At 72.4% G+C, this 22,421-nt stretch carries 28 protein-coding genes; 13 read left to right on the top strand and 15 right to left on the bottom strand.

All coding sequences use genetic code 11. From position 1 onward, the window contains the following. Position 1: 1 nt before the first annotated feature. The 4 genes from AB0J40_RS26880 to AB0J40_RS26865 all read left to right on the top strand — a co-directional run bounded on the left by AB0J40_RS26880 (position 2) and on the right by AB0J40_RS26865 (position 3,298). Positions 2-1,162 (top strand): class I SAM-dependent methyltransferase, encoded by a 1,161-nt coding sequence (locus AB0J40_RS26880; RefSeq protein ID WP_364457644.1) that lies wholly within the window; start codon positions 2-4, stop codon positions 1,160-1,162. A gap of 81 nt (positions 1,163-1,243) precedes the next feature. After that, positions 1,244-2,008, top strand: coding sequence for an HAD family acid phosphatase (locus AB0J40_RS26875; protein WP_364457642.1), 765 nt, complete (start codon positions 1,244-1,246; stop codon positions 2,006-2,008). A gap of 62 nt (positions 2,009-2,070) precedes the next feature. Continuing rightward, complete coding sequence (locus tag AB0J40_RS26870) at positions 2,071-2,451, top strand: DUF427 domain-containing protein (RefSeq protein ID WP_364457640.1); 381 nt, start codon at positions 2,071-2,073, stop codon at positions 2,449-2,451. A gap of 1 nt (position 2,452) precedes the next feature. Further along, a complete protein-coding gene (locus AB0J40_RS26865) occupies positions 2,453-3,298 on the top strand; it encodes a LysR family transcriptional regulator (RefSeq protein WP_364457814.1) in 846 nt (281 codons plus the stop codon). A gap of 1 nt (position 3,299) precedes the next feature. Here AB0J40_RS26865 and AB0J40_RS26860 read toward each other — a convergent pair whose 3' ends face one another. After that, positions 3,300-4,265 carry a chitinase gene (locus AB0J40_RS26860; RefSeq protein ID WP_364457638.1) on the bottom strand — a complete coding sequence of 322 codons (966 nt, stop codon included), beginning with the start codon at positions 4,263-4,265 and terminating at the stop codon, positions 3,300-3,302. A 170-nt stretch (positions 4,266-4,435) separates the two neighbouring features. On the opposite strand from AB0J40_RS26860, the gene AB0J40_RS26855 reads away from it, so the two are divergent. Continuing rightward, positions 4,436-5,377 (top strand): SDR family NAD(P)-dependent oxidoreductase, encoded by a 942-nt coding sequence (locus tag AB0J40_RS26855; protein ID WP_364457636.1) that lies wholly within the window; start codon positions 4,436-4,438, stop codon positions 5,375-5,377. 10 nt (positions 5,378-5,387) lie between these two features. Next, positions 5,388-5,927 (top strand): GNAT family N-acetyltransferase, encoded by a 540-nt coding sequence (locus AB0J40_RS26850; protein WP_364457634.1) that lies wholly within the window; start codon positions 5,388-5,390, stop codon positions 5,925-5,927. Here the strand turns inward: AB0J40_RS26850 and AB0J40_RS26845 are convergent. Genes AB0J40_RS26845 through AB0J40_RS26820 form a run of 6 tightly spaced genes read right to left on the bottom strand, consistent with a single transcriptional unit; the run spans position 5,916 to position 10,570 of the window. After that, on the bottom strand, positions 5,916-6,410 hold the full coding sequence (locus AB0J40_RS26845; RefSeq protein WP_364457632.1) for a hypothetical protein: 495 nt from the start codon (positions 6,408-6,410) through the stop codon (positions 5,916-5,918). The two genes, AB0J40_RS26850 and AB0J40_RS26845, sit on opposite strands and share 12 nt — an antisense overlap. Positions 6,411-6,441: 31 nt before the next feature. Further along, positions 6,442-7,881 carry an FAD-dependent monooxygenase gene (locus AB0J40_RS26840; RefSeq protein ID WP_364457630.1) on the bottom strand — a complete coding sequence of 480 codons (1,440 nt, stop codon included), beginning with the start codon at positions 7,879-7,881 and terminating at the stop codon, positions 6,442-6,444. Between the two features lie 11 nt (positions 7,882-7,892). Then, positions 7,893-8,468 (bottom strand): PadR family transcriptional regulator, encoded by a 576-nt coding sequence (locus AB0J40_RS26835; RefSeq protein WP_364457628.1) that lies wholly within the window; start codon positions 8,466-8,468, stop codon positions 7,893-7,895. A 41-nt stretch (positions 8,469-8,509) separates the two neighbouring features. Beyond that, on the bottom strand, positions 8,510-8,938 hold the full coding sequence (locus AB0J40_RS26830; protein WP_364457626.1) for a MarR family transcriptional regulator: 429 nt from the start codon (positions 8,936-8,938) through the stop codon (positions 8,510-8,512). Between the two features lie 28 nt (positions 8,939-8,966). Continuing rightward, positions 8,967-10,175 carry a sigma-70 family RNA polymerase sigma factor gene (locus tag AB0J40_RS26825; protein ID WP_364457624.1) on the bottom strand — a complete coding sequence of 403 codons (1,209 nt, stop codon included), beginning with the start codon at positions 10,173-10,175 and terminating at the stop codon, positions 8,967-8,969. Then, positions 10,175-10,570 carry a YciI family protein gene (locus AB0J40_RS26820; RefSeq protein WP_364457623.1) on the bottom strand — a complete coding sequence of 132 codons (396 nt, stop codon included), beginning with the start codon at positions 10,568-10,570 and terminating at the stop codon, positions 10,175-10,177. Before AB0J40_RS26820 ends, AB0J40_RS26825 begins: the two co-directional genes overlap by 1 nt. A 111-nt stretch (positions 10,571-10,681) precedes the next feature. On the opposite strand from AB0J40_RS26820, the gene AB0J40_RS26815 reads away from it, so the two are divergent. After that, positions 10,682-11,833 carry an MFS transporter gene (locus AB0J40_RS26815; RefSeq protein WP_364457621.1) on the top strand — a complete coding sequence of 384 codons (1,152 nt, stop codon included), beginning with the start codon at positions 10,682-10,684 and terminating at the stop codon, positions 11,831-11,833. On the opposite strand, the gene AB0J40_RS26810 is transcribed toward AB0J40_RS26815, so the two are convergent. Continuing rightward, a complete protein-coding gene (locus tag AB0J40_RS26810; protein ID WP_364457619.1) occupies positions 11,823-12,617 on the bottom strand; it encodes a helix-turn-helix transcriptional regulator in 795 nt (264 codons plus the stop codon). The two genes, AB0J40_RS26815 and AB0J40_RS26810, sit on opposite strands and share 11 nt — an antisense overlap. Positions 12,618-12,695: 78 nt before the next feature. Between AB0J40_RS26810 and AB0J40_RS26805 the strand changes: the two genes are divergently transcribed. Continuing rightward, positions 12,696-13,547 carry an NAD(P)H-binding protein gene (locus tag AB0J40_RS26805; RefSeq protein ID WP_364457617.1) on the top strand — a complete coding sequence of 284 codons (852 nt, stop codon included), beginning with the start codon at positions 12,696-12,698 and terminating at the stop codon, positions 13,545-13,547. On the opposite strand, the gene AB0J40_RS26800 is transcribed toward AB0J40_RS26805, so the two are convergent. Beyond that, complete coding sequence (locus tag AB0J40_RS26800; RefSeq protein WP_364457615.1) at positions 13,537-14,169, bottom strand: winged helix-turn-helix transcriptional regulator; 633 nt, start codon at positions 14,167-14,169, stop codon at positions 13,537-13,539. The genes AB0J40_RS26805 and AB0J40_RS26800 overlap by 11 nt on opposite strands. Before the next feature lie 60 nt (positions 14,170-14,229). On the opposite strand from AB0J40_RS26800, the gene AB0J40_RS26795 reads away from it, so the two are divergent. Next, positions 14,230-14,598, top strand: coding sequence for a VOC family protein (locus tag AB0J40_RS26795; RefSeq protein ID WP_364457613.1), 369 nt, complete (start codon positions 14,230-14,232; stop codon positions 14,596-14,598). Positions 14,599-14,602: 4 nt separating this feature from the next. On the opposite strand, the gene AB0J40_RS26790 is transcribed toward AB0J40_RS26795, so the two are convergent. After that, positions 14,603-14,974: a helix-turn-helix domain-containing protein gene (locus AB0J40_RS26790; protein WP_364457611.1), complete on the bottom strand. Its 372-nt coding sequence runs from the start codon at positions 14,972-14,974 to the stop codon at positions 14,603-14,605. A 98-nt stretch (positions 14,975-15,072) separates the two neighbouring features. Here AB0J40_RS26790 and AB0J40_RS26785 point away from each other — a divergent pair, with 98 nt between their 5' ends. Together AB0J40_RS26785 and AB0J40_RS26780 are read left to right on the top strand one after the other, a co-directional pair. Then, entirely contained in the window at positions 15,073-15,918 is an 846-nt protein-coding gene (locus AB0J40_RS26785) for an alpha/beta fold hydrolase (RefSeq protein ID WP_364457609.1), read from the top strand. Beyond that, the gene (locus AB0J40_RS26780) at positions 15,915-16,736 is read left to right on the top strand and encodes a hydrolase (protein ID WP_364457607.1); all 822 of its coding nucleotides are present in this window, start codon (positions 15,915-15,917) and stop codon (positions 16,734-16,736) included. Before AB0J40_RS26785 ends, AB0J40_RS26780 begins: the two co-directional genes overlap by 4 nt. 118 nt (positions 16,737-16,854) lie before the next feature. Here the strand turns inward: AB0J40_RS26780 and AB0J40_RS26775 are convergent, their stop codons facing one another. The 5 genes from AB0J40_RS26775 to AB0J40_RS26755 form a co-directional block, all read right to left on the bottom strand. Beyond that, positions 16,855-18,000, bottom strand: coding sequence for a DUF6596 domain-containing protein (locus AB0J40_RS26775; protein ID WP_364457605.1), 1,146 nt, complete (start codon positions 17,998-18,000; stop codon positions 16,855-16,857). An 85-nt stretch (positions 18,001-18,085) separates the two neighbouring features. Further along, on the bottom strand, positions 18,086-18,583 hold the full coding sequence (locus AB0J40_RS26770) for a pyridoxamine 5'-phosphate oxidase family protein (RefSeq protein ID WP_364457603.1): 498 nt from the start codon (positions 18,581-18,583) through the stop codon (positions 18,086-18,088). Positions 18,584-18,589: 6 nt separating this feature from the next. Next, the gene (locus tag AB0J40_RS26765; protein ID WP_364457601.1) at positions 18,590-18,997 is read right to left on the bottom strand and encodes a YciI family protein; all 408 of its coding nucleotides are present in this window, start codon (positions 18,995-18,997) and stop codon (positions 18,590-18,592) included. 97 nt (positions 18,998-19,094) lie between these two features. Then, a complete protein-coding gene (locus AB0J40_RS26760; protein WP_364457812.1) occupies positions 19,095-20,213 on the bottom strand; it encodes a C40 family peptidase in 1,119 nt (372 codons plus the stop codon). 17 nt (positions 20,214-20,230) lie between these two features. Then, positions 20,231-21,193 carry a nucleoside hydrolase gene (locus AB0J40_RS26755; protein ID WP_364457599.1) on the bottom strand — a complete coding sequence of 321 codons (963 nt, stop codon included), beginning with the start codon at positions 21,191-21,193 and terminating at the stop codon, positions 20,231-20,233. 54 nt (positions 21,194-21,247) lie between these two features. On the opposite strand from AB0J40_RS26755, the gene AB0J40_RS26750 reads away from it, so the two are divergent. Further along, on the top strand, positions 21,248-22,000 hold the full coding sequence (locus AB0J40_RS26750; protein WP_364457597.1) for an acyltransferase: 753 nt from the start codon (positions 21,248-21,250) through the stop codon (positions 21,998-22,000). A gap of 43 nt (positions 22,001-22,043) precedes the next feature. After that, positions 22,044-22,421, top strand: a complete 378-nt coding sequence (locus AB0J40_RS26745; protein WP_364457595.1) for a hypothetical protein — start codon at positions 22,044-22,046, stop codon at positions 22,419-22,421.

Here is a 22,421-nt window from a genome sequence, read left to right as displayed (position 1 = left end):
GTTGGGTTATTCGTTCAGCCTCGGCGACGTCGCCTACCTGCGGTCTGACGCGGGTGCGGCGGCGGTCGCCGAGGTTTCGGCCCTGCCGCTGACCGACCACATCGCTTCGGTCGCCGCTGTTCGCCGTCTCGTCGGCGAGGAGCATGCGGCCGCGGTGCTGGAAACCGTGCTGCTGCGCCGGAAAGCCGGGTCCAAAGTGGATTCGGCTGGCTGGCTGTTCACTTCGGACGCGCTGCAGCAGGCCAGCGCCACGCCGGTCGCGCGGCATCGCGCCGCGCGCTTGGCCGGTCTCGACGTCCACGACGTCACGTGCTCGGTCGGTGCCGACCTGGTCGAGATCGCCAGGCTGGCGCGACACGCGCTCGGGTCCGATCTGGACCCGGTGCGGCTGGAAATGGCGCGGCACAACGGAACCGCCGCGGGTGTCGCGTTCGGGCTCGTCCGAGCCGACGCGCTGCGCCCGGTGAGCCGCTCGGGCGTCGTCGTCGCGGATCCGGCGCGGCGTGACTCCGCCGGTCGCCGGGCGTGGAAGCCCGCCGACTTCGCCCCGCCCCTGGACGCCTTGGTCGAGGCCTACCCAGGCCGCGCGCTGTCCGTGAAGTGCGCGCCGGGCCTGGACTTCGCGCTGACGCCGTGGGCGGACGAGGTCGAGCTGGTGTCCCTGGACGGCCAGGTGCGTGAATCCTGCCTCTGGCGCGGCTTCGGTGAAGGCGTCACCCGCCGGGCGACCGTGCTGCGTTCGGACGGGACACAGTGGACGGTCACCGACGCCGAACCGGACGAACTGCCCGCCCGCGAGCCGGGGGAGTGGATCGTCGATCCCGACGGCGCCGTCGTCCGGGCCGGACTGGTCCGCCACTACGCGGCTCGGCACGGGCTGTGGCAGCTGGACGAACGCATCGCGTACCTGACCGGTGACACTCCGCCGCCGGGCGTGCGCGCCTTCCGCGTCCTGGAACACGGGCCGTACACCGAGAAGGCGCTGAAGGCCGTCCTCAAGCGACACGACGTCGGGCGGCTGGAAATCCTGGTGCGGGGCCTGGACGTCGACCCGGACGCGCTGCGGCGGCGGCTGAAACCCCGTGGTGGCGCGGAAGCCTCAGTGGTGCTGACGCGGATCGGCCGCTCGCCCGTGGCGTTCCTCTGCCGCGCCGAAAGGTGAACGGAAACTTTCGAGGGGTGGAACTACGGGTGAACGTGACGTAGGTTCCCCGGATCGTCAAGTTCCACTGGAGGGTTCGCCGTGTCCGGAAAATGGTCAAGTCTCGTCAAGCTCGCCGCCGCCGCGGCCATCGGCGCCACCGTCGCCTCGGGGGCGACCGCGCTCGCCGGCTCGGACGACGCGACCGCCGCCCGCTCGAAGGAGCCGGCCAACATCGGCCAGGTCAAGAACGACGTCAAGGCCTACTACGGCGACTACCTCGACGCCGCGGGCAAGCACCACTACTCCGAGACCAGCCAGTTCGCGAAGGACAGCAACCGCGTCGTCTCCGACGCCAAGCGCTACCTGCAGCAGCAGCTGGGCAAGGTCGAGAACCCGGCGATCGTGCTGGACGTCGACGACACCTCCGAGATCACCTTCGGCTGGGAGGCCGACAACGACTTCGGCTTCGACCCGGTCAAGCAGCAGCAGGCGATCGACAACGGCACGTTCGTCGCCAACAAGCCGGTGCTGGAACTGGCCAACTGGGCCGTCCAGCACGGCGTCAAGCTGTACTTCCTCACCGGCCGCAACGAGTTCCAGGGGCCGCAGTCGCTCAAGAACCTGGCCAACGAGGGCTACCCGGCGCCGGCGGGCGCGTTCTTCAAGCCGAAGACCACCGCGCCCGACTACCTGCCGTGCGGGTTGACCTGCAACACCGTCCAGTACAAGTCGGGCACGCGGGCGCACATCGAAGCGACCGGCGCGAAGATCGTGCTGAACGTCGGCGACCAGTTCAGCGACCTCGAGGGCGGCTACGCGCTGCGCCCGATCAAGCTGCCGAACCCGATGTACTACCTGCCCTGAGCCGGAATAACGACCGGGCCCGGGGTGCTGCTCCTGGTACACGATTCTCTCGAGGAGCCGACATGCCGGAGAAGAAGGTGCTGGTCCCGGGCCCGGACCACCCGATCACCGTCGAGCCGACCAAGGCACGCGTGGTGGTCAAGGCGGGCGGGCGCGTCATCGCGGACAGCCGCAACGCGTTCACCCTGCAGGAGTCCACGTACCCGGCGGTCCAGTACATCCCGCTGGCCGACGTCGACGCGGCGGTGCTGGAGCGGACCGACCACGAGACGTACTGCCCGTACAAGGGCGAGGCCAGCTACTACTCGCTCAACGCGGGTGAGGTGAAGGGCGAGAACGCGGTCTGGACGTACGAGAAGCCGTACGACCCGGTCGCGCCCATCAAGGACCACGTCGCGTTCTACCCGAACGTCGTGGATTCGATCGAGCTGATCGAGGACTGAGCTGGACCTCGATCTGCTGCGCACGTTCCTGGCCGTCCACCGGGCAGGATCGCTGACCGGCGCGGCACCGTCGCTGGGCCTGTCCCAGCCGACGGTGACCGCGCAGGTCAGAGCCCTGGAAGAAGAGCTGGGGCAGCAGCTGTTCGTCCGCCGCGCGCGGGGCGTGACCCCGACGTCGGCGGCCGACGAGCTGGCGGCCCGCATCGCCCCGCACGTGGACGCGCTGACGTCGTTGACCGTCGGCGAGGCCGACCCGTTCGCGACGCCGGTGCACCTGGCCGGGCCCACCGAGCTGACCACTTTGCGAGTGCTGCCGGCGCTGTCGGGCCTGGTTTCGGCGGGCCTGCGGTTGCGGGTGACGTTCGGCTTGGCCGAGGACCTGCTGGCGGGCCTCGCGCAGCGCCGGTTCGACCTGGTCGTCTCGACGATCCGCCCCCGCGGCCGCGGTCTGACGGCGACCCCGCTGACGGACGAGGAGTTCGTCCTGGTCGGCCCCCGCGGCTTCACGGGCGACCCCCGGACGGCGCCGCTGGTGGCGTACGCGGAGGACCTGCCGATCATCCGCCGCTACTGGCGGTCGGTGCTGGGGGTGCGGCCACCGTCCGGCCCCGCGGTCGTCGTCCCGGACCTGCGAGGTGTGCTGGCGAGCGTGCTGGCCGGGTTCGGCGTGAGCGTGCTGCCGAGGTACCTGTGCGCGGCCGAGCTGGAATCGGGGTCGCTGGTCGCGTTGCTCGAACCGGAGGAGCCACCGATCAACACGCTGTTCGTGGTGACCCGCGCGGAGCCCTGCCGGGCGGGGCCCGCGGCAGTACGGGACGCACTGCTCGCGGACGCCGCCCACTGGTGACTCAGCCGGTGTACCCGGCGAAGATCTTCGCGAACTCGTACGGCGACTGCGGCACGTTGGTGCACTTGTACAGCGCGCCGGTGCACGCGTTCGCGTCGCGGCCCGCCTCCCAGAACGACAGCATGCCCAGGTGGACCGTCTTCGCGAACGCCACCAGCGCCTTCGCGTCCTTCTGGTAGAAGATCTCGTTCTGCGAGTCGTTGACGCCGATCATCGGGGTCACGCCGACCTTCTTCCACGCCGCCGCGTCGCTCAGCCCGTACAGCGACTTCAGCTGCGCCTGCGTCGCCTTGGCCGCGGAAATCGCCTTCGCGCCCTGGTCACCCGCGCCCTGGTAGTAGTCCATCGCCATGATGTTCACCAGGTCCAGGTTCACCCCGGCGTCCTTGGCCGACTTGACGACGTTGAGCCCGTCCGCGGTCAGGCCGCTCGGCAGCACCGGCAGCGTCAGCGAGATCTTCAGGCCCGGGTTGTTGTTCTGCAGCGTCTTGAGCGCCTGCGACCGGCGGGCGATCGTCGTCGGGTCGGCGATCGCCGCGCCCTCGATGTCGAAGTCGGCGTACTTCAGGCCGTACGCCTTGACGACGGCGTCGTACTCGGCCGCGACCTGCGCCGACGTGCTGCACGCCTGGGCCAGCTCGATGCCGGACGCGCCGCCGAAGGAGATCTTGACGTCGCCGCCGCCGTTGCGGATCTTGGTGATTTCGTCCTTTTGCCAGGCCGTGCGCGGGTCGTACGCGCCGAACCAGCTGGCCTTGCAGCCGTAGGAGTTGACGAACGCGAGAGTGAAGCCCTTGACGCCGCTCGCGGCGGACATCCCGGACAGGCTGGGCGTGGGCCACGCGCCCATGTCGACGTAGGGCCCGACGGGGATCGGCGACCCGGCGGCGGCCTCGGCGGGGGCGCCGAGCCCGGTGCTCACGAGCGCGAGGCCGGCCAGCCCGGCCAGCAGGGAACGGAGACGCATGGTGGAACCTCCACGACGACGAGCGCGGCGGCGGGATTTCCTGACCTGATTGGTATAGACCATTAACCTTGGTGTGGACCAGCGGCCGAACGGGCTACCCCGGTGACCGGCGGTGAACACCAGTCGGTTCGACAGATGGCCGCGCGGCCGCACGCCGCCACGCTGAGGGCATGAGCGAGAACGACGAAGAACCCCGCAGCTACAGCCGCCGTCGCCTGCTGGCCACCGGCGGGATCGCCGCCGGGGTGGGCGCGGTCGCCGGCGTCGCCGGTGGGGTCGCGTTCGTGCAGGGCGGCGCGCCGACACCGCAGCTCGGGCCGTCGGCGGCGCGGCGGTTCGCCGGGAAGACCGTGCTGGTCACCGGCGCGACGTCGGGGATCGGCCGAGCGGCCGCGGTGCGGTTCGCGGCCGAAGGCGGAAAGGTCGGCTTCTGCGGCCGTCGCGAGAACCTCGGCGCCGAGGTCGAGCGCCAGATCCGGGACGCGGGCGGCGAAGCGACGTACGTGCGCGCCGACGTCCGGTCGGAGGACGACGTGAAGCGCTTTGTCGACACGGTCGCTTCCCGGTACGGCGGGCTCCACGTGTGCTTCAACAACGCGGGCGTCACGGTCCAGAAGCCGCTGCACGAGTACACCGCGGCGGAGTGGGACGACGTCGTCGGCACGAACCTGCGCGGGAACTTCCTCGCGCTGAAGTACGAGGTCCCGCACCTGCTGGCGGCGGGCGGCGGCACGGTGGTGGTCACGGCGTCGTCCAACGCGCTGGCCACCGACGCCGGCCGCGGCGCGTACACGGCGTCCAAGCGCGGCCTGGTCGGGCTGGTCCAGACCGCGGCGCTCGACTACGCGGAGCACGGCATCCGCGTCAACGCGCTGGTCCCGGGCACGACGAACACGGAGCTGGTGCGCCGCGCGGGCGGCGCGATGAACCTGCCGGACGCGGTGTGGGACGCGATGGCGGCGAACTGGGCGAAGACGAACGTGCCGGGGCTGAAGCGGATGGCCACGGCGGACGAGATCGCGGTGTTCGCACTGGCGCTGGCCTCGGCCGACTTCCCGTACATGACCGGGGCGCAGCTGGTGATCGACGGCGGGAAGACCGCGCACGCCTAGACTGTCGCCGGTGCTGATCACGACGGAACGGCTCACGCTGCACGAGTGGGCCGAGGAGTACTTCGACGGCTTGTACGCGCTGGCCCAGCTCCCGGAGACGGTCCGGTACGTGGGCACAGGGCAGCCGTGGACCCACGAGTACACGCTCGCCAAGCACCGGGCGACACTGGCGCACTGGGCGACGCACGGCTTCGGCTGGTTCGCGGTATCGGCGTCGCCGGGTTCGTTCGACGGGGTGGTGTCGCTGGTGAGCCGCAGCGCCACGGAGTCGGGCCTGGGAGCGCCGGCGGTGGAGATGGGCTGGTGGATCGCACCGTCGGGCTGGGGCCGGGGATACGCGACGGAAGCGACGGCGGCGGTGCGCGACCACGTGTTCTCGTCGGGTTTCGCGGACCGGCTGCTGGCGGTGTACGAACCGGCGAACAAGGCTTCGGCGCGGGTGGTGGAGAAGCTGGGATTCGTGCCGCACAGCAAGTTCACCCTGGACGGGCGGGTCGAGCAGCGCGCGGTCCTGGACCGCCCGCTGCCCGACCCGGCCTCAGCCCATTGATTCGAGCATCGTGATTTCGACGTAGACGTGCCCCTCGGGGACGACCACCGGGTAGGACACCTTCGGCTCGACCGAGATCCCGAGCAGCACTTTGCCGTTCGCGGTGATGTAGTAACCGTGGTGGGCCCGCGCGTACCCGGCCGCGGTCGCCTTTCCCACGAGCGCCCGGCGGACTTCGGCTTCGGTACCCGGGCGGATCGTCTGGAAGTTCATCGCGGCCTGGTGGCCGATGACCGCCCAGCGCCGCCGGCTTTCCCGCACCAGTTCGCCGTCACGGGCGCCGATCCGGTCGGCCAGCTGCCGCATTTCGCGCCACCGCCGGCGGACCGTGAATTCGCTGCTGTAGCCCGACAGCATCAGCACTGTCGTGAGGAAGAGGGCGATCGGGAACGCCCAGAGCAGCCACGGCCGGTAGCCGGTGGCGAGCCACAGCCCGCCCGCCACCAGGACGTACACCACCAGCAGCCAATAGCGTCCCCGCATCCGCCACCCCCAGCCGCAAGGGTATGCCGGATCAGGCCGGCGCCGGAACCGGGACGTCCCCGATCCAGCGGTGCACCGCCTCGGCCAACCCCTCCTCGTCCGAACCGGAAGTCACCCAAGCCACATGACCGTCCGGCCGCAGCAGCACCGCCCCGATGTCCGAAATGGACGGCGCTGCCGCGGCAACCACCTCCACCGCGGCCGACCAGGCCCCGAAAGTCCCGATCAAGTCCACCAGCACGAACCGTCCCGGATGCAGCAGCGCGGCCAAATGCGTCTCGCGGCCGTCGACCACCAGTGGCACGTCCGGCGCCAACCGCCCCAGCCACGGGTGCCCGCCCGGCTCGTAGCACGCGTCCAGCCCGGTGATGATCTCCGCCAGTGCCCGGTTCCCCGCCGGGTGCGTGGCGACCCGCCGCAGCAAGTCGGCCCACGGTTCCGACGCGCACTCCTCCAGCGCCACCTGGGCCCGCGTGTTCGCCAGGATCCGCGACCCCGCGGCGTGCCGCTCGTCGTGGTAGGTGTCCAGCAGTTCCGGAGGCGCTGTCCCCAGCACCGTCGCCGCCAGCTTCCAGCCGAGGTTGAACGCGTCGTCGATGGCCACGTTCACCCCGATCGCCCCGGCCGGCGGGTGGATGTGCGCCGCGTCGCCCGCCAGCAGCACCCGGCCTTCGCGGTACCTCGACGCCAAGCGCGCCGCGTCGCCGAAACGGGTCAGCCAGCGCGGCGACCGCAGCTCGACGTGCCGGCCCAGCACCGCGTCCACCTGCGCCTGCAGCCGTTCGAGCGTTACGGGGGAGTACTTGTCGGCCGGCGGGTCGTCCTCGCGGACCACGATCCGCACGTACCCCGGCCGCGGGATGACGAACAGCGTGCGGCCGTCCGGGCCGGCCGAAACCCCGTACGGCAGCTCGCATTCCACGTCGCCGAGCAGCGCGTACCAGCGCGCGTCGACGCCGGGGAAGTCGATCCCGGCCTGCTTGCGGACCGTGCTGCGCCCGCCGTCGCACCCCACCAGGTAGCGGGCGGTGATCGTCCGGCCGAAGCGTCCATTGTGGACGACGCTGGAAACGCTTTCCGGCGACTGCGTGAACGACCGCAGCTCGTGCCCCCGCAGGATTTCGACGCCGAGGTCGGCGGCCCACCCCTCCAGCACCTCCTCGACGCGGGTCTGTGGGATCCCCAGCGAGAACGGGTGGTCGGTGGCCGCGCCCGCGAGCAGCAGCGGCCCGGGCAGGCCGGTGACCGGCGCGTGCGGTACCCGGTGTCCTTCGGCGACCAGGCCCTCGGCCAGCCCACGGCGCGCCAGCAGGTCCAGCGACCGCGAGTTGAGGTTGAAGCCACGGCAGTACGGCGGCCGCGCAGGAAGGCGTTCGACGATGGTGGTGCGGACGCCCGCCAGCGCGAGCTCCGCGGCGAGCAGCAGGCCGGCGGGCCCGGCCCCGGCGACGAGGACGTCGGTCTCGAGCATTCGGTTTCCCCTCAGAAGTGGTCGGGCCACGGCAGCGAGCCGGAGCGGATTTCCGCGGCGGTGGCGCGGGCCCAGTCGAGCTCCGCCTGCCACGCGTGCCGGACGAACTCGACCTCGATCATGAACAGCCGCGGCGCGCCCTTGCCGACGGTTTCGTCGAGGGCCGTGTTCGCGCCGTCGATGCGCTCGGCGAGGTGGCGGGCGCGTTCTTCGAGCGCGTCGGCCGCGCGCTCCGGGCCGAGGGCGCCGAGGTAACTCACCGCCGCGACGAACTTCGGGTACTCGGCGACCGGTTCGCGGACCAGTTCGTCCAGCCAGGCGATGAACTCCTGGCGGCCGAGCTCGGTGTGGGCGTAGACGGTCCGTTCCGGCCGGTTGCCCTCCCGCACCGTCTCGACGGGCTCGATCCAGCGGTGCTTCGCCAGCGACTCCACGGTGTCGTAGAGCGAACCCGGGTTGATCTTGAAGCTGCTGTCCTTGTAGCGCTCACGCAGCGTCGACGCCATCTCGTACGGGTGCATCGGGCGTTCCAGCAGCAGGCCCAGCAGGGCCAGCGCGAGGGTGTTGCGGATCTTGCGTGGTGGCACTAGTCGCTCCCTATTACTCGGAACCGACTATACGGCGCTCGTCAAGTCAGGTTGGCGACGCAGGTGTGCAGCAGGTCCGCCAAGTGGCGCCGCTGGTCACCCGGCAGATCGCCGAGCATGTCCTCCTCGACCCGCGAGACCAGCTCGTCGGCGGCGTGCAGCTTGGTGCGGCCGGACGCGGTCAGTGCCACCGGCTTCGCCCTCCCGGTGCTCGCCTGCTTCGCGACGGTCACCAGTCCCGCCGACCGCAGTCCGCTCAGGACGTCCCGCAGCGACTGCCGCGTGACGAACGTGATCCGCGCGAGCTCGGCCGACGACGCGCCGGGGTGTTCGATGAGTGCGCGCAGCACCGCGTACTGCGACATCGACAGTTCCAGGGGGCGCAGGCGGTCGGTGCACGCTTGGTTGAACGCCTGCTGGGCACGCTTGATCAGGTAGCCGGGCCGGTCGCCGGTCGAGGGCTGACTCATGACAGGAACCTTACGTGTACGCGAGACGTCAGGACCGCGACTTCTCCCGCAGCCGCGCGGCCCGCGTCAGCAGGTACCGCTGTTCCGGCGTGTTGGTCGTCCGCGCCGCCGCGGCGTCGTAGTGCCGGACGGCGGCGCCGACGTCGCCGGCCAGCTCCAGCAGGTGCGCGCGGACCGCGTCGAGCCGGTGCCCGGTCAGCTCCAGCGTCTCCAGCAGCTCGAGCCCGGCCGCGGGGCCGTGCACCATCGCCGTCGCGATCGCGCGGTTGAGCTTGACCACCGGGTTGTCCGTCAGCCGCTCCAGCAGCCGGTAGGTCCGCAGGATCCGGTCCCAGTCGGTGTCCTCGACGCGCGGCGCGATGTCGTGCGCGGCGGCGATCGCGGCCTGCAGCCGGTACTCGCCCGCGTCGCCGAGCGCCAGCGCCTCGGTGACCAGCGCGACGCCTTCCCGGATCTGCCCGCGGTCCCACTTCGTCCGGTCCTGCTCGGCCAGCGGCACCAGCTCGCCGGACGGCCCGGTCCGCGCCGGGCGCCGCGCGTCCGTGAGCAGCATCAGGGCCAGCAGCCCGGTGACCTCGCCGTCGTCCGGCAGCACCGCGTGCAGCAGCCGCGTCAGCCGGATCGCCTCGCCGGACAGCTCGGTCCGGTGCAGCCGGCCGCCCGCGCTGCTCGTGTAGCCCTCGTTGAACACCAGGTAGAGCACGTGCAGCACGGACCGCAGCCGCGCGTCGCGTTCGTCGGCGGCGGGCAGCCGGAACGGGACGGCCGACGCCTTGATCCGCGCCTTCGCCCGGCTGATCCGCTGGGCCATCGTCGCTTCCGGGACCAGGAACGCCCCGGCGATCTCGGCCGTGGTCAGGCCGCCGACCGCGCGCAGCGTCAGGGCGATCGCCGACGCCGGCGTCAGCGCCGGGTGGCAGCACAGGAACAGCAGGACGAGGGTGTCGTCGCGATCCGGGACCTCGGCCGGCGGGGGTTCCAGCGCGGCCGCGTCCTCCCGGCGGCGCCGGGCCTGGTCGCTGCGGAGCTGGTCGGTCAGCCGGTTCACGGCCGCCTGGATCAGCCACCCGCGCGGGTTGTCCGGCAACCCGTCGGACGGCCAGTGCCGCGCCGCCGCGAGCAGCGCCTCCTGCACGGCGTCTTCCGCCGCGTCGAAGTCGCGGAAGCGCCGCGCGACGACGCCGAGGACCTGCGGCGCGAGCGTCCGCAGCAGGTCCTCGACCACGTCGGCGGCCATCAGGCGGGCGCGCTCATCACCTGGCGGACCTCGATCGGCTGCTGGATCGGCACCCCGCCCGGCCCGGGCGCGGCCGACGCCTTCGCGGCGATCTCCAGCGCGCGTTCCTCGCTCTCGACGTCGACGATCCAGTAGCCGGCCAGCAGCTCCTTGCCTTCCGGGTAGGGCCCGTCGGTGACCACGGGACTGGTCCGGCCATCCGCGACGACCGTCTTCGCCAGGTCGGGCCCGGCCAGGCCCTGGGCGTCGACGAGCTCGCCCTTGTCGCGCAGCTCGGCGTCGAGCGCGTGCTGGAAGTCGATGTGCGCGCGGATGTCCTCCGGCGGCCACTCGCCCATCGGCAGGTCGCACCCGGCACCGGCGGTGTAGCTCATCAACAGCATGTACTTCGCCATGATCGGCTCCTTCCCGCGCCCCGGCGGCGCGTTCACGGGAAAGGACGGAGCCCGGCCCGCGGTCTCTACATGGTTCGCCGATTTTCGCGGAGATCAGGATAATCGCGGGACGTGACTGGGGAACTGCAACGCGCGCGCCTGGGAGTTTCGGTCGTCTTCGCCGTGTGCGGGGCGGCGTTCGCCACCTGGCTGGCGCGGGTGCCGGCGGTGCAGGAACAGCTGGGGTTGACCACGGGACAGCTGGCCACGGGCCTGTTCGGCCTCGCCTTCGGCTCGGTGGTCGCGCTGCTGGGCGCGGGTGCGCTGCTCACCCGGATCGGCAGCCGGGCGGCGGTCGTGCTCGGCGCGGCCGTGCTGTGCGGCGGGCTGCCGCTGGTGGCGTTCGCGGGGTCCGCGCCGGTGTTCGTGGCCGCGCTGGTCGTGCTCGGCGTCGGCAACAGCCTGCTCGACGTCGCGATGAACGCGCACGCGGCCCGCGTCGAGGAGAGCTACGGCCGGCCGATCTTCGCCGGCTTCCACGCGTTCTGGAACATCGGCGGCCTCGCCGGCTCCGGCGCCGACGCGCTGATGGAGGCCCTGCACGTCCCGGTCTCGGTGCACTTCCCGGTGGCCGGCGCGGCGCTGCTCGCCCTCGCGCTGTGGGGTCGCGCGCTCTTCCTGACCGGAGCCGACCGCGGCCAGGGCGACGCGGCGTTCGCGTGGCCGAGCCGGGCGCTGGTGCCGCTGGGCGTGATCGCGTTCTGCGGGTTCGTCGCCGAAGGCGCGGTCAACAGCTGGAGCGCGGTGTACCTGGCCGACGTCACCGGCGCGACGCCCGCGCTCGCCTCCCTGGGCTACTTCGCGTTCTCCGGGACGATGATCGCGGTCCGCCTGGTCGCCGACCGGATCGTGGGCCGCGTGGGCGCGGTGCGGTTCGTCCGCGTGGCGACCGCGGTCGCGGTGCTGGGGTTCGCCGTGGTCCTCGCGGCGCCGTGGCCGGTGGCGGGGATCGCCGGCTTCGCGGTGGTCGGGCTCGGCGTGGCCGGGATCGTGCCGATCGCGTGGAGCGTGGCGAGCCGCAAGCAGGCGGACGCGCCGGGCCGCGCGGTGGCTGCGGTCGCCGCGTGCGGATACCTGGGGTTCCTGGTGGAGCCGGTGCTGGTGGGCGCGCTGGCGACCCGGATCGGGCTGCACTGGGCGTTGTCGTCGGCGGTCGTCGTGACGTTCGGGATCCTGTTCCTGGCGCCGTCGCTGCGGGTGCGCGACGCGGCGCTCACGCGCTGAGCAGCCGTTTCAGCCCTTCGGCGGACGGCGTGCCGGGCGCCGCCGTGTAGACGAGGAGCCGGTGCTCGTGACCGGGGACGGCGAGGATCTCGCAGTCGAGCTCCAGCGGGCCGGCGACCGGGTGCACGGTCCGCTTGGTCAGCGTCCGCTGCACGACGACTTCCCGCTCCGACCACAGCGAGGAGAACTCCGGGCTCTCGGCGAGGAGGTCGTCGACGAGCGCGCGCACGGCGGGATCGGCCGGGTAGCGCCCGCTCGCCCGCAGGTCCGCGACGCACCGCCGGGCCAGTTCGAGGCGGTTGCCGGTGACCGCGTCGCCGGTGTCGAACAGCCGGCGCAGCCGGTTGCGCCGCCGCGGCGGCCACGTGGCCGGGTCGCCGATCAGCGCGACCAGCATCCGGTTCCACGCCACCATGTCGTAAGCCGCGTCGATCACCATCGCCGGCACGTCGCCGAGGCGGTCGAGCAGCCGCAGGACGTTCCCGGGCACCGGCCGCGGCGCGGCCGCGGGAGCCGGCCGCGCCAGCCGCAGCAGGTACGCGTGCTCGTCGCCGGTCAGCCGCAGCGCGCGCCCGAGCGCGGCGAGGACCTGCTCGGACGGCCGGGGGCCGCGGCCCTGTTCGAGCCGCACGTAGTAGTCGACGGAAATCCCGGCCAGCAGCGCGATCTCCGTGCGCCGCAACCCCGGCGTCTGCCGCCGCCCACCGGGCACCAGGCCGACGTCGGCCGGTTGCAGCCGGGCCCGGCGGCTGCGCAGGAACCCGCTCAGTTCCACCCTGTCCACGGTGCCATCATCACCCCGCGCCGGGGTGGTACCGCCAGTGCCTACCCCGATCCGGCCGCCCGGGACGAGCCTGGCGCCATGACGATTCTGGTGACCGGCGCCCGCGGGAACGTCGCCCGCGCGCTGGTGGGACAACTGCTCGACAGCGGACACGACGTTCGCGCCGCCGGCCGCGACCCGGGCCGGGCCCGGCTGCAAGCCGAGGTCGAGGTGGTCGCGGCCGACCTCGCCCGGCCGGCGGGGTGGGACGCGGCGCTGGCCGGCGTCACGAAGGCGTTCCTCTACGCGGGCACGGCCGGCCTGGACGGGTTCCTCTCCCGGGCGAGCGGCCTCGAGCAGGTCGTGCTGCTGTCCGCGCTGGGCGCGGATCCGACGTCGGCGGACGCCATCACCCGCGCCCACGGCGAAGCCGAGCAGGCCGTGCGGGATTCGGGGCTGCCGTGGACGTGCCTGCGGCCCGGCGGGTTCGCGGCCAACCGGCTGCTGTGGGCGGACTCCGTCCGCACCGGCGTCGTGCGCGACCCGTTCCCGGAGTCGCATTCGGCGTTGATCCACGAAGCCGACATCGCCGCGGTCGCCGTCTGTGCGCTGACGTCGTCGGGCCACCTCGGCGCGACGTACTCGGTGACCGGACCCGAGTCGCTCACCGTGCGGCAGCAGGTGGCGGTGCTCGGCCGGGTGACCGGACGGCCGGTCCGCGTCGAGGTCCAGGACCTCGACGACTACCGCCGGGAGCTGACCGCGGCGTTCGCGGCACGCGGGCTCGGCAGCGTCGGGTCGGCCGAGGTGGTCGAAGCCCGGATCCGGCGGCTGGCCGCGCTGGTGGGCCGGCCGCAGGCGACGACGGCGACGGTCCGGGACGTCACCGGCAGGCCGGCGCGGACCTTCGCCGAGTGGGCCGCCGATCACGCGGCCGCGTTCACGCGCTGAGCGTCTCGCGCAGGAGCCGCCGGACGGCTTTGCGGTCGCCGTCGATCGTCACCCGGCCGTCGGCGACCGCCGCGTCCAGGTCGGACGGGACTTCGAGCAGGGCGTTCAACGTCGGCGGGTCGGTCCGGATGGTCGCGTCCGGGGCGGCGGGCTCGCCCGGCTCGACCGTCAGCCTGCCCGGTTCGGTGCGGACCGTCCACACGCGACTGTCCAGCTCGATGCGGTGGCACGCGGTCGAGCGCGGGCGGGCGAAGCCGCGCAGGAACAGCAGCACGGACGTCGTGCCCAGGTGCGCCGACGGGGGCCGGGAGAGCCGGGAGCCCCACGCGCCCAGCGACAGCACGATCGGCTCCAGCTCACGGCCCCATCCGGTCAGCTCGTAGACCGTCGAGGCCGCCGGGGGCGGCAGCTTCCGGCGCGCGACGACGCCGTGGCCTTCCAGTTCGCGGAGCCGGTCGGTGACCAGGTTCGAGCTGGCGCCCGGCAGCGCGCGGCGGACGTCGGAAAAGCGTTGCGGTCCCAGCAACAGCTCGCGCACGACGAGCAGCGCCCAGCGTTCCCCGACGACGTCCAGCGCGCGGGCGATGGTGCAGGCGTCTCCGTAGCTGCGGCTCGTCGGCATGGTCCTAATCTACAACTTGAAGGTTGTTTTTAACAACTAAAGCGGCGTACGGTGGCGGCCATGGGAAATCCGGTCGTGCACTTCGAGATCATCGGCACCGACCCGGCCCGGCTGCGCGAGTACTACGGCGAGCTGTTCGGGTGGGAGTACGACACGTCGGGGCCGGTGTCGGCCCGGGTGTCGGAAGCGGGCAACTACGGCTTCGTGGAGACGGACGGCATCCCGGGCGGCGTCGGCGGCGGCGCCGGGTACGACAGCCACGTGGTGTTCTACGTGGGCGTCCCGGACGTCGCGGCCGCGCTGGCCGAAGCCGAACGCCTCGTCGGCACCCGCCGGATGGGCCCGGACCGCGCGCCGGGGCGCGACCTGGTCGTCGCCCACTTCACCGACCCGGAGGGCAATCTGATCGGCCTCGCCGGGCCGGCCTGAGGACTCAGTCCGCCGCGGCCGCGTTGGCCCGGTCGATCGCCGCCATGTTCTCCTCCGCCCAGTTCCGCAGCGCCGCCAGGGGAACCTCCAGCGACCGGCCCAGGTCCGTGAGCCGGTAGTGGACCTTCGGCGGCACCGTCGGCTCGACGCGGCGGGCGACCAGGCCGTCGCCGGTCAGCGAACGCAAGGTCACCGACAGCATCTTCTGCGAGACCCCCGGCATCCGCCGCTGCAGCTCGGCGAACCGCACCTCGCGCGGGTCCGCCTCGGCCAGCACCTTGACCGCCATCGACGTCCACTTCGTGCCGATCCGGTCGAGCAGCCGGCGCGTCGGGCAGGCCGGGTCGAACAGGTCGCCGCGCGGGGAGGGGGTCACCTGGAGCTCACCACCTGTCGGGGAAGTGCCGTCTTGGCCGACGCCATCGAGTTACCTACGGTTTGCTGGTAACCAATGGTAACTGCACGAGGAGAAGCATGCTGCGGGTCAACGGCATCGAAGTCGGCGTCACGGTCACCGGGGAAGGGCCGGCCGTCCTGCTGCTGCACGGCTTCCCGCACACCCGGCGGCTGTGGTCCGAAGTCGTCCCACGGCTGGCGCGGCGCCACCGCGTCATCACGCCGGACCTGCGCGGGCTCGGCGAGTCGGAGCGTCCGCCCGGCGGCTACGACGCGGGCACCCTGGCCGCCGACGCCGAAGCGCTCCTCGACGCGCTCGGCGAGCCCGCCGCGGCCGTCGTCGGCATCGACGCCGGGGCGCCGCCCGCGTTCCTGCTGGCCATGCGACGTCCCGCACGCGTCCGCCGGCTCGTCCTGATGGAGTCGCTGCTGGGCCGCCTGCCCGGCGCGGAGGCCTTCCTCGCGGGAGGGCCGCCGTGGTGGTTCGGGTTCCACGCCGTCCCGGGACTCGCCGAGACCGTCCTAAGCGGACACGAAGCCGAGTACGTCGACTGGTTCCTCAACGCGGGGACGCGGGGTCGGGGAGTGCCGCGCGAACTCCGTGACCACTTCGTCGCCGCGTACACCGGGCGCGACGCCCTGCGTGCCGCGTTCGCCCACTACCGCGCGATGCCGGTCAGCGCCGGGCAGATCGCGGACGCCGTCGCGGCGGGACGGCTCACGGTGCCCACGATGGCGATCGGCGCCCATCCGGTGGGCGACGCCCTCGCCCGCCAGCTGCGGCCCGTCGCCGACGACCTCGTGACCCACCTCGTCGAGGACTGCGGCCACATCATCCCGCTCGACCGGCCGGACGTCCTGCTGCCGCTGCTGGAGCCGTTCCTTGACCTCGACCTTCCTGGAGCTTCGACACTGGCGTCGTGACGATCTGGATCTGCGGAACCTGCGGGGTCGAGCACCCCGACACCGAACGACCCCCGGCCGGCGACTGCGCCATCTGCGCCGACGACCGGCAGTGGGTGCCTGCCTCGGGCCAGGTGTGGACGACCCTGGACGACCTCTCGGCCGGCGCTCACGAAGTCGTGCACGAGGAACTGGAACCGGGGCTGCACCGGTTCAACCGGGAGCCGTCGTTCGGCATCGGCCAGTGGACGCACCTGGTGCGGACGGCCGGCGGCAACCTGCTGTGGGACCCGCCGAACCACCTCGACGCGGCCCTCGCCACTTGGATCGAGGAGCTGGGCGGTGCCGCGGTGATCGTGGCGAGCCACCCGCACATGTACGGCTCCCAGGTCAGCTGGAGCCACCGGCTCGGCGGAGTGCCCGTGCTGGTGCACGCGGCGGACCGGCGGTGGGTGCGGCGCGAGGACCCGGTGCTCCGCGAGTGGTCCGGCACCGAGCGGGTCCTGCCGGGCGTGACGCTGGTCGAGGCGGGCGGGCACTTCCCCGGCGCCGCGGTGGCCCACATCGCCAACGAGACCGGCGGCACCCTGCTGGTGGGCGACACGATGGTCCCGGTGGCGGCGGCCGGCTGGGTGACGTTCATGCGCAGCTACCCCAACCGGATCCCGCTGTCGGCGACCCTGGTGCGCCGGATCGTGGACCGGCTGGAGCCGTACGAGTTCGACCGCCTCTACGGCCTGCTGGGCGGAAAGATCCTTGACGACGCCAAGGGCGCGGTCCGCCGCTCGGCCGAGCGGTACATCGCCTGGGTGAGCGGGGAAAACGACCACCTGGGTTGAGGGCGGATGTGGAGGAGTGTGGCTTGCCTGGTGTTCGGCCGGGCCGGAGCGGTGTGTCGGCCGCGGGGTGGGCGTGGAGGTGCGGCTTGCCGGGTGGTGTTCGGCCGGGCCGGAGCGGTCAGCCGCGCAGGCGGGTGTTGAGCCGCGCGGCCTGCCGGGTCAGGTGGTCCCGCTCGGCGAGGTTCGGCGCCTTCCCGGCCGCCTCGGAGTACAGCCGGGCCGCGGTCGCCAAATCGCCGTCGCGCTCGTGCAGATACGCCGCCACCGCCGTGTGCCGGGGCAGCGTGGCGTCCACCTCCGCGAGGGCCGCGAGCCCCGCTCGGGGTCCGTCCGCCTCGCCCACCGCCACCGCGCGGTTCAGCCGGACGACCGGGCTGTCGGTCAGCTTCGCGAGCTCGTCGTACCACTCGACGATCTGCACCCAGTCCGTCTCGCCGGCCGTGGGCGCGTCCGCGTGCAGGGCCGCGATGGCCGCCTGGGCCTGGAACTCGCCCAGCCGGTCCCGGGCGAGCGCCGCCTGGAGGATTTCGACGCCCTCCGCGATCGCCGCGGTGTCCCAGCGCCCGCGGTCCTGCTCGGCGAGCGGCACCAGGCTGCCGTCCGCCGCGATCCGGCTCGCCCGCCGCGCGTGGTGCAGCAGCATGAGGGCGAGCAGCCCGGCGACCTCGGGGTGGTCGATCGCCGCCGCGAGCTGCCGGGTCAGCCGGATGGCCTCGGCGGCCAGGTCGACGTCGCCGGAGTACCCCTCGTTGAACACCAGGTAGAGCACTCGCAGCACGGTCGCGACGTCGCCGGGCTGGTCGAACCGCACCTTCCCGACCGTCCGCTTCGCGCGGCTGATCCGCTGCGCCATGGTCGCTTCGGGGACCAGGTACGCCTGCGCGATCTGGCGGGTGGTCAGCCCGCCGACCGCGCGCAGCGTCAGCGCGACCGCCGAAGACGGCGTCAGCGACGGGTGCGCGCACAGGAAGTACAGCTGCAGCGTGTCGTCCACTGTGGACACCGGCCCCGGCGCCGGCTCGACGTCGGCGACGTCCTCGCGCCGCCGGCGGGCGCTGTCCGACCGGGCCGCGTCCAGGAACTTCCGCCACGCCACGGTGACCAGCCAGCCCTTCGGGTCGCGCGGCGGGTCGGCGGGCCAGACGCGCAGGGCCTCCACCAGCGCGTCCTGCACGGCGTCCTCGGCCGACGCGAAGTCGGCGCCGCGCCGGACGAGGATGCCGAGCACGTGCGGCGTCAGGGTGCGAAGCAGGACTTCGTCCACGTTCACCCGACCTTTTCGGCCAGCTGGCGCGCTACGACGACGCCGATGTGTTCGAGCCGCGGAAAGTTCCCCATGGTTCCCCCCTTCAGACGGACTGGCGCTCGTCGCGCCGGCGGATGAGCTCTTCGACGGCCGACGGCAGGGTCGTCTCGAAGTCGATCAACTTCGCCCAGGTCGGCGTGATCACGATGCGGACCATGCCGTCGTAGAGCGACCGCACGCCCGCCTCCCACTCGACGCGCTGCTCCGGCGTCATCTGGTAGGTGCCGTTGAACTGCAGGTACTCGTCCGGGATGCCGTCGACGACGTCCAGCTCGGCCGTGCCGCGGATCAACAGGATCTTCGGCGGGTGCACCTCGGTGTCGATCGTCAGGGCGACCGCCGGGTTGCGGCGCAGCGCCGGCAGCTTCGGCGCGTTCGTCGACGTGCACAGCACGATCCGCGAGCCGTTCCAGGTGAACCCGATCGGGATCGAACGCGGGGTGCCGTCGAGGGCGGTGTAGGCCAGCCGGGTCAGGTCGCGGGCCAGCAGCTCCCGGCTGAGCGGGCGGTTCAGGACTTCGTCGATGGCGCTCTGGTCCATGGCGGGTCACTCCGTGATGGTGGTCGTCGGGCCCCAGAACGGCCGCAGCTCGAGCCATTCCCCGACCGGCTCGCCGTTCTTGCCCGGCGCGGCCGACAGCTCCGCGGCCAGCTCCAGGGCACGCTCGTAGCTGTCGACGTCGATGATCGTCCAGCCGGCGATGAGGTCCTTGGTCTCGGCGAACGGGCCGTCGGTGACCGGCGGGCGGCCTTCGCCGTCGAAGCGGACCCAGCTGCCCTGCGGGGCGAGCGCCCGGTGCTCGACGAACTCGCCGGTCTCCTCCAGCCGCTTCCCGAAGTCCTCCATGTACTTCACGTGGGCCGAGATCTCCTCCGGCGTCCACTGGTCCATCGGCACGTCGTTGACCGAAGCCGGGGCGCCTCGGTAGTGCTTCAGCAGCAGGTACTTGGCCATCGTCGTTCTCCTCGGTGCGGGTGCGGCCCATCTTGGCCGCGTTCGCACCGGGGACGCAGCCGGTCACGCGTTCTCGACATCGCCGCCGGAGAAATTTTCAGGCGGTCGGCCGGCCCGCTCCGGCGTAGTCGTCGCCGTCCTTGCGGTAGGAGTGGACCTGCACGGCCTGGCCGGTCTGCGGCGCGTCGATCATCTGCTGGTTGCCGATGTAGAGGCCGACGTGGTGGATCTTCGTCGCCGGCTCGCCGTAGAAGATCAGGTCGCCCAGCTGCGGATCGGTCACGTGCGGCACGCTCCGGAACTGCGTGTCGGCCGTGCGCATCAGCTTGACGCCGGCGCTCGCATACGCCGCCGTCGTCAGGCCGGAGCAGTCGAAGCCCGGGTCGTTGCCGCCGGTGCCGTTGCCGCCCCAGATGTAGGGGAGGCCGATCTTGTCGATGGCGAAGTTCACCGCGCTCAGCACCGCCGGGTTCGGCGCCGCCGAGCCCTGGCCGACCGTGCCGTAGACGTTGACCGTGGCCAGCGTCCGGTGCAGGAACAGCGGCGCCGACTGCAGCTTCGCGACCGCGTCCCACCACGGCTGGCCCTGGGACAGGTCGGTCCCGCCGTCGCACAGCGCGCGGCCGGTGGTCAGCGCGGCGTCGTCGATGTTCTGGACGTCGGGCTTCCCGCCCGCGTAGCTCGCCTGGTACTTCGCCCAGAGCGCGGGGGAGAGCTGCATCGGCCCGGCGGCGTTCGGCGTCGAGACGACCTTGTTGTAGAAGTCGCGGACCTCGATCGTGCCGAGCGGCTTGTCGAGCACACCGGTGGTGCCGATCTGCCCGCCGCGGGCCCGGCCGTGGTCGGAGGTCACCTTCCCGACCGCGGCGAGCGTCACCCACGAGAGGTGGCAGCCGGGGATGTCCTTGCCGATTTTCGTCGTCGCCTTCGCGTAGCCCACCATCGCGCGCAACGGGACGTCGAGCCACTGGCTGGTCTTGGACGCCCAGGCGTCGAACTCGCTCGCTTCCGGCACCTTCGGCGGCGCCGACGTCTGCGGGTGCGTGGTCGTTTTCGCGACGGACGGCGTCGGCGTGCCGGTCGCGGCCGCGTTCGTGGTCTCCTGCTGCTTCGGCGCGAACTGCACGCCGACCACGAGCGCGGCGGCGACCACGACCACGGCGGCCACCACGACGGCGGCTCTCCGGCGGCGCGGCCCTGCCTTCTCCTCCGGCACGACCTCGGGCTCTTCGCTCACCGCGCGGCCCCGGTCAGCCGGTCGAGGACGAAACCGCGCAGGCCGTCGAGGTCGGTGTCCACCGCGACCTCGATCGGCCGGCCGGGGGTGAACTGCGGATCTTCCTCACCGAGCTTCCGCCGGTCGACGAGCGTCTGCCCGCGGGCCGGCCCCAGCCCGCAGTCGACGTCGACGCGGTAGGTCTCGGTGTGCAGGATCCCCGGCGAAATGGCCTCGGCGACGGCGACGGCGTCGTGCATGACCATCCGGTCTTCGCCGAAGACGCGCGTGTAGTGCTGCCGGTAGGTGGAGGTGAGGCCTTCGAGGGTGGCGCCGACCGGCCCCGACGCCGCGAGCTTGGCCAGCCACTCGCCGTCGACGGCGCACCGGTGCGTGAGGTCGAGCGGCACGAGCACGACCGGGACGTCCTCCTCGACCAGCACCCGGCGGGCCGACTCGGGGTCGCTCCAGATGTTGAACTCGGCGGCGGTGGTGCTGTTGCCGAACGTCACGCCGCCGCCCATGATCACCAGCCGCGCGATCTTCGCCGCCGCGCCCGGGTGGGCCGCGAACAGGGCGGCGATGTTCGTCAGCGGCCCGATCGGGGCGATGGTCACCGGCTCGTCCGCCGCGTCGAGGAGGTCGACCATCAGGCGGACGGCGTCGCGCTCTTCGAGCGGACGGGTCGCCTCGGGCAGCGTGTAGGAGTGGCCCGAGAGGCCGTCGCCGCCGTGGACCTCCTTGGCGTCGCGTGGCTTCGAATAGACCAGCGGCCTGCTCGCCCCGGCGGCCACCGGCACGTCGGCGCGGCCGAACAGCTCCAGCAGCCGGCGCGCGTTCGCCGTCGTGCGGTCGAGGGGGACGTTGCCGAAAACCGACGTCACGCCGAGCAGGTCGACGTCCGGGGACAGCGCCGCCAGCGCGATCGCCAGCGCGTCGTCGACGCCCGGGTCGGTGTCGATGATCAGCTTCGTGCCCACTCCACGCTCCCCTTGCCTGTGAACCCGTCCCGCACACAGGTTACGGTCACGGGCATGACGTCGATGTGGGGTGCGCCCGCGCTGTCGCGGGTGCGGGCCTGGCGCCGCGCCCGGCAGGACCCGCGGCAGGCGAAGTTCCTGACCGCCGACTCGCTGCGCTGGGTGCTGCGCAACCGCGCGTACACGCCGTGGTACCTGGTCCGGTACTACCGGCTGCTCAAGTTCCGGCTCGCCAACCCGCACATCATCCTGCGCGGGATGTTGTTCCTCGGGAAGGACGTCGAGATCCACTGCCGGCCGGGCTACGGGCGGCTGGAGATCGGCCGCTGGGTCCACATCGGCGACGGCAACGCGATCCGCTGCCACGAGGGTTCGCTGCGGATCGGCGACAAGTCGGTGTTCGGCCGCCAGAACGTGATCAACTGCTACCTCGACATCGAGCTCGGCGCGGCGACGCTGGTCGCCGACTGGGTCTACATCTGTGACTTCGATCACGTCATTTCGGACATCCACGTGCCGATCAAGGACCAGGGCATCGTGAAGTCGCCGGTGCGCATCGGGCCGGACACATGGCTGGGCACGAAGGTGAGCGTGCTGAAGGGCACCCGCATCGGCCGCGGCTCGGTGCTGGGCGCGCACGCGGTCGTCCGCGGCGACATCCCGGACTACTCGATCGCGGTCGGCGCGCCGGCGCGAGTCGTGCGCAACCGCGAAGAGGACTACGCGGCCGACGCGGCCCGTCGCGAAGCCGTCGCCGATATGGCGCGGAAGGCGAACAAGGCGCTGCAGAAGACCCTCGAGCAGTAGATCTACTCAGGTCGTGTGCTCCTTTTCCGGGCACACTGGCCGGGTGGGGGATCTCCGGACCGCGTGGTCTTCGCTCGTCGTGGCGTTGTGCGCCGTGGGCCTGCTGCTCGTCGTCCCGTTCCTGGTGCTGCTGGGCTTCCTGGCGAGCATCCCGGTGTTCGGCGAGGCCGGCGACGGCGCCCGCGGCTACCTGACGTGGGCGTCCTGGCTCGGCGCGGGCCTGCCGTTGATGGGCGTGGTCGTTTCGGCGACAACGCGGCGCCGCGGCTGGACGTGGTTCTTCGGCATCTGCCTCACCGTGGCGGCGGTGGTCGCCGCTGCGAGCTGGGTCGACCACGTGCGGCACGCGCCGCCGCCACCACCGGGGCCGCGCCACTGCGTCGAGCGCAGCGGCGGCGGCAACGACTGCCCGGGCGGCTGA

Origin of the sequence: Amycolatopsis sp. NPDC049691 (assembly GCF_040675005.1) — a bacterium.
Taxonomy (GTDB): Bacteria; Actinomycetota; Actinomycetes; order Mycobacteriales; family Pseudonocardiaceae; genus Amycolatopsis.
The sequence above is the reverse complement of the archived record's forward strand: the minus strand, read 5'-3'. Positions and strand labels throughout refer to the sequence as shown.